Source organism: Empedobacter sp. UBA3239, from assembly GCF_002362875.1.
In the GTDB taxonomy this organism is placed as follows: domain Bacteria; phylum Bacteroidota; class Bacteroidia; order Flavobacteriales; family Weeksellaceae; genus Empedobacter; species Empedobacter falsenii_B.
Window position 1 is genome coordinate 1 of record NZ_DEVJ01000024.1, and the last position, 3137, is coordinate 3137.

Consider the following 3137-nt stretch of genomic DNA (forward strand, 5'->3'; position numbering starts at 1 on the left):
TTTTGATACTGATCCGATACTGATCCGTTTTTTTTTTATAAATCTATTTTATGAAAAAAATATATAACAAAAAAAGCCCAAGAAAATAAATTCTTGAGCTTTACTGTACCTCAGGCGGGACTTGAACCCGCACGTCCTAATGGACACAGGATTTTAAGTCCTGCGTGTCTACCAATTCCACCACCAAGGCATCCACTTCTAAGAAAGAAGCTAGAGCGGGAAACGGGACTCGAACCCGCAACATTCAGCTTGGAAGGCTGACGCTCTACCAATTGAGCTATTCCCGCGATTGTGAGTGCAAATATAGAACAGCTTTTTTAATTACAAAACTTTTAGGAAACATTTTTTTCATAATTATTTTACATTAAAAGCTAAGTTTCTCATCATAATATTTTTAAGTACTAAAATAATTTTACTTTTTTTTGATTAAATTATTTTGAACATTAAAAAATCATCTTAAATAATTGCATTTTTCCAGATTTTAAGCAATCGTTCGTAAGAAAATTGAGCATTAGCTGGACTTGTACTTGGCAAAGAAATATACTCTATGGATGTTTTTTCATCAAAATATTTCCAAAATAATTGTTCCGCTTTCTTTCCATTGAAAATTATTTTCTCGATTGTAGGATGTTCATTCAACAATTCATCAATCTGATTTGGCGAAACATTTTTCATATCTACATCCATACTTCCTTTTCGTTCTGCAGAATGTACAACATCCCAAAGCGCTAACTTATTTTGTAAAATAAGTTGTTTTCTTATTTCATAATCTTTTGAAAATTCTGTCTCAAAAATCTCAAATATCATTTTCCAAAATCGATTACGTGGATGCCCATAATATTGATTAACTTCTAACGATAAATCACCAGGTAAAGAGCCAAGAATTAATGTTTTTGGTTGTTCTGATATAATTGCAGCAAAAGATTGTTTATGCATTTTGTCTTATTCTAAAAATATAATGTACAAAAAAAGTGCTACAATTTGTAGCACTTTTTATTCTATTTCTTTCGTTAGATAATTTGTTCAGAAACTTCCTCCCACTCTAACATTTTTTTATCTAAATCATTTTTCAGATTCGAGTATTTGTCCAATTCTTGTTGCGTTTGCGAACCTGCATGCAATTTATTTTCTAAATCTGCAATCTTCGTTTCTAAATCAGAAATCTCTGTTTCGATTCTTGATAATCTATTTTTAAGACGTTTTTGCTCTTTTTCTTCCTCAAAAGATAAAACTCTTTTCGCTTGTTCTATTTTAACTTCAATCGACTTCTCTTCTTTTGGTGCAGCCAAACTATTTCCTTTCTCCACTTCACGGAAACTTCCCGCTTTTATTTGCGCCAAATAATCATCAATTCCAGAAAGATATTCTTTCACTTGACCATTACGGAAATCGAACACTTTATCTACTAAACCTTCTAAAAATTCACGGTCGTGAGATACTAAAATCAAAGTTCCAGAATACTTTTGTAAAGCTTTTTTCAATAATTCTTTTGATACAATATCCAAGTGATTGGTCGGCTCATCCATGATTAATACGTTGAATGGACGCAACAACAATTTACACAACGCCAAACGATTTCGCTCACCTCCCGAAAGAACCGAAACTTTTTTCTCTACCGCATCGCCACCAAACATAAATGCTCCTAAATAATCTCGAACATGTTTACGTGTTTCTTCTGTTGCAGAATTTTCCGCTTCTTCTAAAACTGTTAATTTATCATTCAAAACATGTGCTTGATTTTGGGCAAAATATCCGATTTCTACATTATGTCCATGCTTTATTTTACCTGAATGCTCTTGTTCATTGATAATCGCACGCGATAAAGTCGTTTTTCCTTGACCATTTTGACCAACAAAGGCTACTTTTTCTCCTCGATTAACATAAAAAGAAACATGATCAAAAACTTGATGATCACCAAAAGCAACTCCAACATCATCTAACTCGAAAATTATTTTACCTGGCTGAACAGCGTCCACAAAACGGATATTCATCTTCGTTACATCATCATTTTCAATTTCGATGCGTTCTATTTTATCTAATTTTTTGATTAATGATTGCGCCATCGAAGCTTTATTAGCTTTTGCACGGAATTTAGAAATCAAATCTTCAGTGTGCTTAATCATTTGCTCTTGATTTTTCTGCGCTTGCTCTAATTTCTCGCGACGATCTTCACGCAATTCTAAATAACGCGTATAATTCGCCTTGAAATCTGAGATATGACGATTCGCAATTTCGATGGTACGATTAGTAACATTATCCAAAAATTGACGGTCGTGCGAAACCAACACAACAGCTCCAGGATAATCTTTCAAGAAATCTTCTAACCAAACAATCGAATCGATATCCAAATGGTTGGTAGGCTCATCTAAAAGCATTACATCATGTTTTTGCAACAATAGTTTTGCCAATTCAATTCGCATTCTCCAACCTCCAGAAAATTCTTCTGTTGAACGATGAAAATCTGAATTTTTGAATCCTAAACCAATTAAAATTTGTTCGATTTCAGCATCTTTTGTGTAACCGCCTAAAAGTCCGAAACGTTCTGTTAAATGCGAAATATCTTCAATTAATTTCCCATATTCATCCGATTCGTAATCTGTTCTTTCAGCTAATTCTTTGTTTACAAAATCAATACGATTCTGTATTTCAACCAATTGTTCGAAAGCAGAATCAGCTTCTTGCCAAACAGTTCTTCCTTGTACAAAATCAATATCTTGCGATAAATATCCGATTGTAACGTCGCCTTCGTAAACAACTTCACCTTCTGAAGATTGCTGACTTTTGGCTAAAATTTTAAGCAAAGTAGATTTTCCTGCTCCATTTTTCCCTACCAAACCAACACGGTTTCCTTTGTTGATGCGGAACGAAACGTTTTCGAATAAATATCTACCCGCAAAATAAACTCCTAAATTTTGTACTAATAACATTTTGCAAAAATACAATGTTTTTTGTTAGATGAAAACTTAACACTTTAAGGTTTTTTAAGATAACTGAAAAAAGTAAAAATTAATTTTAATAATGATGTATATTTAGCTAAATATAAACCCGTTGTTCATTTTGATTAATAAAGAATAAAGTTGTTCATTTCATTGAAAATAAGTAAATTAATTTAACTTTAAAATATTTACAATGAACAA

The 3137-nt window shown here is 32.4% G+C and carries 2 protein-coding genes and 2 tRNA genes; all 4 read right to left on the reverse strand.

From position 1 onward, the window contains the following. Positions 1–106 precede the first annotated feature (106 nt). The 4 genes from B4G36_RS03630 to B4G36_RS03645 all read right to left on the reverse strand — a co-directional run bounded on the left by B4G36_RS03630 (position 107) and on the right by B4G36_RS03645 (position 2927). Positions 107–190: transfer RNA gene (locus B4G36_RS03630), tRNA-Leu, on the reverse strand. Between the two features lie 24 nt (positions 191–214). Beyond that, positions 215–287: transfer RNA gene (locus B4G36_RS03635), tRNA-Gly, on the reverse strand. A 169-nt stretch (positions 288–456) separates the two neighbouring features. After that, a complete protein-coding gene (locus tag B4G36_RS03640) occupies positions 457–936 on the reverse strand; it encodes a DNA-deoxyinosine glycosylase (protein WP_286494773.1) in 480 nt (159 codons plus the stop codon). Positions 937–1010: 74 nt separating this feature from the next. Next, positions 1011–2927: an ABC-F family ATP-binding cassette domain-containing protein gene (locus B4G36_RS03645; RefSeq protein WP_291062075.1), complete on the reverse strand. Its 1917-nt coding sequence runs from the start codon at positions 2925–2927 to the stop codon at positions 1011–1013. Positions 2928–3137: the final 210 nt, after the last annotated feature.

Coding starts and splice junctions, on each gene's coding strand:
- B4G36_RS03645 (WP_291062075.1), bottom strand. CDS start 2,927: ATGTTATTAGTACAAAATTTAGGAGTTTATTTTGCGGGTAGATATTTA.
- B4G36_RS03640 (WP_286494773.1), bottom strand. CDS start 936: ATGCATAAACAATCTTTTGCTGCAATTATATCAGAACAACCAAAAACA.